This is a genomic window from Mucilaginibacter sp. (genome assembly GCF_036383575.1).
Lineage (GTDB): Bacteria > Bacteroidota > Bacteroidia > Sphingobacteriales > Sphingobacteriaceae > Mucilaginibacter.
Genome location: NZ_DASVOB010000654.1, coordinates 1 through 6,114, shown reverse-complemented (window position 1 = coordinate 6,114; position 6,114 = coordinate 1). Strand labels below are relative to the sequence as shown.

Genomic DNA, 6,114 nt, shown 5'->3' with positions numbered 1-6,114 from the left:
AACCAGTACGAATACTCGAGGGTGAACATCCGGGTAAGGAAGTTCTCGTTACGGTTAAAGTAGTTGAGCGCGCTTTGAATACAGATATAATTTTCGGGCAGCTTGTGAAACAGGGCTACCACTTTTTTAAGCTGATCGGTATCGGGGATATCCTCGGCAGCGTAAATAGTAAGGTACTGCCCCCTTGAAAAATGCAGACCGTAGTTACAGGCCTTCGGCTTGGTTTTAGGCATGTGGAAAGGCACCACAATAACTTCAAACACAGCGGGGAAGTCGAGGTTTTTTACGGCGTTTAATGTTTTGTCATCGTCCTCTTCAATAAGCAGTTTGATATCCAGCTGCTCGCGCGGATAATCAAGACTTTGCAGGTTCCAGATGAGTTTCTTGATGAGCTTATCTTCCTTATAAACGGGCAGCAATATGGTATACACAGGCAGCTCATCGTTTACAATGGCCCGCAGATCGTTTTTGGTAACAGCCTGGTGCAGTTCAAACCGGGAGCCAACCAATGCCAAAAACAGCTTAAAGATAATGGCGATCAGGAAAAATGAGCTGATGATGAGGTTGATGGCGATGGATACCGTTTTGAAGTTGAGGAACAGGCCAATGGCGGTAATTCCCCACAAAATAAAGATAAAAGCAAGCTGCGGCGCGGTAAAAGTTGTTGAGGCCGAGCTTTTAGGATCGCGTTTAAGGAGTTCAAAAACGGCGGATTTCACATACTTCTGCCCGGTAAGCTTGTGGCTTAGCCAGGTGATCTCCAAATCGGATGCTACAATAACTTCGGGTTCCAGATCATAGGTAAACCTTACAAAATCAAGGAACAGGTTATTGCTGGGATCGGCCATGATGGTAACCACCTTATTGTTTTCGATACGAAGGGGGATACCCAGCTGGTCGTTGGCAAATTTCAGGTCAACCTGGTCGAGGATCTTCTGGTCGAAAGCTTCATTGCGGATTTCGGCAAACTGGTAACCGGCGTTGCCTAATGAGCGTTCATAGTTTTTGCGGGAAACATAGCCGAAGTTAAGGGCTATTTTAAGGTATGACATACCCGATCTTTCCGAAAAAGCATGGATCTTTTCCTGGTCGGCCGGCGAAATAAAGCCGTCGGCAACCAAAATATCAGGAATAGAAATACTCAGTGTATCCATATTAGGTGTTTATAAAAGCTAAAAGCCGAATGCTTAAGGCTTAAAGCTAATAGTATGATTATCATTGCTATCTATCAGTCTTGTGTGAATGTATCGACAGACTCAATAAATAACTTTATCAAACCGGCTGTTGTTGCAGGCCCGGTTTGATAATTGTGCGCAATGTGTTTTGATACCCTTGTGCAGCGGCATTAATCGTTAAACAGGTCCTGCGACTTTTGCACTTTCGAGCGCACATACAGGAACGAAAGCAGGATCAGGATCAGGATGCCTAACAAAATGTACAGGTTGTAGCTGTCCCAGAAACGGGTAAGGCCGCTCTTGGTATCAATATACTCCAGGTTCTCGCTCGATTTATTGATGTTGAACAGGTATTTGTTGGAGTTAACATCCGAGATACAAACATTGCTCGACAGGGTTGAAAGTTGCTCGGTAATGGATTTAGATACCGCCAAAAAAGCTTCGGCAACATGAATGCCGGTGGCAGTAAGCACCAGGGTAGCATTATTACTTCGCCCGTAAAAAATCTGCGCCAGGCCGTTTGATACCGTATCCGAAAGCTGGTAAACCGGCTTGTTATTATCGGTGTAATACAGCCTGAAATCCTTGTTAAACTTGATAGGTGCATCGGCAAAATCATCAAGCAGCTTATCATCTTTTGAAAGCAGCGCAATGATGTTATATTTTTTTAGCTCGGTTGGATCAAGATCTTTAGAGTAAACAAACTCAGGGAAGTTGTTGGCGTTGATGTTGTTGTTAAGCTCATAAATGATCTCGCCCATGGCAGCAGCAGCATACTTGGCGTATTTTTCGCTTACTACAATTTTGGTAGTACCGCTGTTAAATGCCTCGGGATACTGATAAAAGCTCAGGTCGCTGGTGATGAAGGGGTTTTTTGATTCGAGGTATGATTTATCAACATCAACTTCGGCAAAAAAGTTGGTGAAGCTGTTTTTACAGTTACCGTTGGTAGGGTAAAACCGAAACTCGGCTTCCAGCGTGTTGTACTTGTGGTGCTGGTAACGGTTAATGGTGATGGAGCTGTTCAGCTTGCCCGATGCATCCAGCTTTTCGCTGCTGATAAGCAAACCATTAAGGTATATGTTGAAGAAGCCGCGGTCGCCGGGGGCAAGGCCGCTGTAATTGGCAACAAAACGGATCTCCACCTCTTTAGGGGTAAAGCTAAAATCACTATTCTTAAAGCTGTAAGCGCTCTTCAATGAGCCAATACCCGACAGGAAGTCGCTCACGCCGCCAATTTGTTTTAACGATAGCTTTGAACGGTTTTCGTCGATAGTTTTAAAGAAGGTGTTCTCAGCCTGGTTTATCAGCAGGTAATCGCCATAGGTTGAGTTAAGGATATTCATGTTGCCCAGGGCGGTGATAGCCTTTTCGTAACCTGCATCGTCGCCGCCGGTAATAAACAATACCTCTTTAGGCGCTTGCTCCTGCGTTACAGTTTTAACAGGCACCAGCTGGCCTTTTACATCAACCATGTGTACGATGGTATCGGTTAGCAGGCTTACTGATTTATGAAGATAAAATAAGCCCTGATTAGCCTGCGGGGTAACTTTTACAAGCTCACGGGCGTCGGCAGGTAATTTATCTACGGCACCTACCCTAATGTAGTTGCGAACACTGTCGGGCAGTTTGCTTTCTTCATAAACTGCAATTTCACGTGTTTGGGTCTTTTTTAACCTCGAATAAGCCCAGGCCACAGCTTTAAGGTCATGCAGCGTTGGGTTTGTTGGATAAACGATAGCTTTTTTGGAGTCGAAGCAGTTGCTGATATTTACGTTGTCAAAAAAGTTTTTATTGCTTTTAACCAATGAAAGGTATGAGTAGTTCTTGATCTTTAACCACATAGCCGGGTTATCAAGGTCTTTACACTGATCATCGGTGATGGTGAGCAGGGTTTTGATCTGTACCTTCAGAAATTTATCGGCAGTGAGATCGGCACGGCTCAGGTTAAGGGTGATCTTCTGGATAGAATCGGGGCCTAAACGGCTGCTATATGCAGGTTTATTATTAATAACCAGGTTAATGTATGAATGCGATTTTATCAATGCCTGCGACGGTTCGAAATATAAAACCAGTTTACTGCCATTCATTTCAACCAAAGGAGTGATCTTGAAGTAAAATGAAGTAGCACCGCTCATGCCGTATATCATGTCATCTTCATGGCCATAGGCTTTAAAGGATGCAATGCTGTTGCCCTGAGCCTGTGAAGCCGTGCTGAATAATAGGATAAAGGCTAATAAGGTAAAAAACTTATTCATTGATATCAATATTAATTTATTACGTAAAATTCTACTCTGAAATAATTGCCGCTGTCATCGCTGCGGTAGCTGAGCTCGCCGCCCATTTCCTGTGTCATCAATTTGGCAATGGATAAACCCAAACCTAAGCGGCTTTCAGTAACGCCGGATGTATCGTTAAGTGTTTTAAGCTTGTTGAACATCATTTCCAGCTCCTGCTGGCCTATGGCTATCCCTTCGTCAATAATCTCGAAAACAAAGCGTTGGCGCTGTAAGCTGGTTACAACCTTAATGCTGTTATTGGTTTGCGAAAACTTGATGGCGTTTGATAAAAGGTTTTGAAACACCTGGCCTGCAAATACTTTATCAAGCCTTACGTTAAGGGGCAGCTTCAGGATATTATCAATCAGGTGGATGTTTTTCATCAGGGCTGTTTCATACAGGCCTTTAAAAACATGCATCACTTCAACGTTGATGTCAAAGATCTCCATATTGAATTTCATATCCGGCGATTCGATCTCCTTAACATCCATTAGCTTGTTAAGCATATACTGCATCTTATCAGCCGATTCGGATATGTAGCCCACAAATTCCTTCTGGTCGGTGCTGAGCCTGAAATCCTCTTCCTTGATCATATTATTGCTCATTACAATAGAGCCAATGAGGTTTTTAAGATCGTGTCCGGCAATGTTGATGAAGCTGTTCTTTTGGCTGTCAAGCTTGCGGAGCTGCTCATATTGCAGGTCGATAAGGTTATTTTTTTCGGCGATATCCTTGTTTTGCTGCTTAAGCTGCTCGTTTGATTTTTCGATAAGGATCTTTGAGCGCACCTCGCGCTGAATTACTTTGTAACGTGCACCGGGGATCAAGCAGGAGATGCCCGCAATGATAAAGAAGATCTGCCCGCCGTTGCTTAAAACCAGGTCGAGATTGTATTCGCTCAGCAGGTTAAAGAAAATGGCAAGCAGCAACAGCGCCATTAAGGTTTGGATGATGGAGTTTAGCGGTTCCCAAAAAACCTGCAGGTTAAAAAACAGCAGGGTAGTGGCAAACAGCATAAAGTAAATGGTTAAAAACTGGATGTTCACCAGGTTGCACAATATAGCTGCCGTTACCGAAAGCATAAAAAAGCTGATATGCAGCAATATGCGATAACTGAATTGTTTATGTTGAAAATAACTGAACAGGCCGTATATAATAAGAATGGTTATGATCCGGATAATGAAAAATTGCAGCCAGAAGTTGTTTGCATAAATAAAATCAACAATACTAAAAAGAGGGTACAGGAATATGATTGTCCATATGATATTGTTGGTTTGGTACCACGCTTTTTTTGCGGTCTCTTTAATTAATTCTTCGTTAGTAATTTGAACAAACATTATTTGTTATCTTGAATTGTAATTAAAAATTAAGGCTGCTGTTTAAATAATTCAGTTAATATATTGGTCGACAAAAATATTCGTTATACGATAATTCAAACAGGTTTGTTATTGCTGTTGTTAACAGTAATATTTTCTGTTGCAAAAAGCCGTCCAATTCCTCAACATATCCGGGGCCTTGCTTTTAAACGCGCCCAAAGTTTAAACAACGGCATCAGTATTTCATGGCTTGAACAAACCTGGGCCGAAAGCTCACTGCCCCAAAACGCCATCAAAAAATCTGATTTCCTGCTGCTCAAAAAACTGGGGTTTAAAAGTATCAGGCTGCCTGTTGCTTTTACTTCCTTTAGCCCCAAAACCACAGCACAGCTATTTACCTATATAGATAAAGTTGTGGAGCAATGCGATACTTACGGATTTAGGTTGGTTATAGATTATCATTATGGCAGCTTAAGCGATAATAATTACCTTACAGAAACACCCCGGATAATTGATTTGTGGCTAAAAATAACCAAAAGGTATAAAAGCACAAGTTATAACAACCTGTTTTTTGAGATCTATAATGAGCCGCCCCACATGAACCCCAAAGTGTGGAAAGACGCTGCATATAATATTGTTACGGCTATCCGTAAAATTGATAAACAGCGTACCCTCATATTGGGGGCGTCAAACTATAACAGTATTTACGAGTTGAGCAGATTTGAAAGGCTTGCCGATGATAATATCATTTACACCTTTCACTTTTACGAACCTTTCTTTTTTACCCACCAGGGCGCTGCGTGGGTGGGCGACCAGGTTGCTACCACCGGGGTATCATTTCCATACAATGCGGAAAATTTTCCTGCACTTAATCCAAAAGCAAAAAATACCCCCGGCGAAAGCAACTACCATATGTACCCGCGCGATGGCGACGAACAATCAATAAATGATAAACTACAGATCGTGAAAAACTGGGCCTTGAAGTACGATGTACCCCTTATTTGCGGCGAGTATGGAGTGTATAATAAGTATGCCGATGTGGATAGCCGGTGCCGGTATATCAGGGCAGTTCGCCGGGCTTTAAAGAAGCTTGATATTCCTGGCATGCTTTGGGATTATAACAGTAATTTTTCGCTGTTTGATGGCAAGCCGGCTAAGGAAAATTTACCCTTGTGTATGCAAGACGCAATTAGCCAATCACAGTGAAAATTTAAAACATAATGTTACAATTTTAGTTACCTTTGCTGATTAATATACCTGTTTTATGGAATTTTTTGTAGAAAAGCGCAGAGAAGTAATGGTGCACATTGAAAAGTTCATGTTAGAAAAAATACATGAATATTT

4 protein-coding genes are annotated in these 6,114 nt (G+C 42.2%); 1 reads left to right on the top strand and 3 read right to left on the bottom strand.

Annotated features, from left to right (window positions below):
* The 3 genes from VF500_RS23025 to VF500_RS23015 all read right to left on the bottom strand — a co-directional run.
* Positions 1-1,154: glycosyltransferase (locus tag VF500_RS23025; protein WP_330861923.1), on the bottom strand; the 1,154-nt coding region annotated here is incomplete at its 3' end.
* 191 nt (positions 1,155-1,345) lie between these two features.
* Positions 1,346-3,433, bottom strand: coding sequence for a cellulose biosynthesis cyclic di-GMP-binding regulatory protein BcsB (locus tag VF500_RS23020; RefSeq protein WP_330861922.1), 2,088 nt, complete (start codon positions 3,431-3,433; stop codon positions 1,346-1,348).
* An 11-nt stretch (positions 3,434-3,444) separates the two neighbouring features.
* Entirely contained in the window at positions 3,445-4,791 is a 1,347-nt protein-coding gene (locus VF500_RS23015) for a HAMP domain-containing sensor histidine kinase (protein WP_330861921.1), read from the bottom strand.
* A 63-nt stretch (positions 4,792-4,854) separates the two neighbouring features.
* On the opposite strand from VF500_RS23015, the gene VF500_RS23010 reads away from it, so the two are divergent.
* Positions 4,855-5,976, top strand: coding sequence for a glycoside hydrolase family 5 protein (locus tag VF500_RS23010; protein ID WP_330861920.1), 1,122 nt, complete (start codon positions 4,855-4,857; stop codon positions 5,974-5,976).
* The last annotated feature ends 138 nt before the right edge of the window (positions 5,977-6,114 follow it).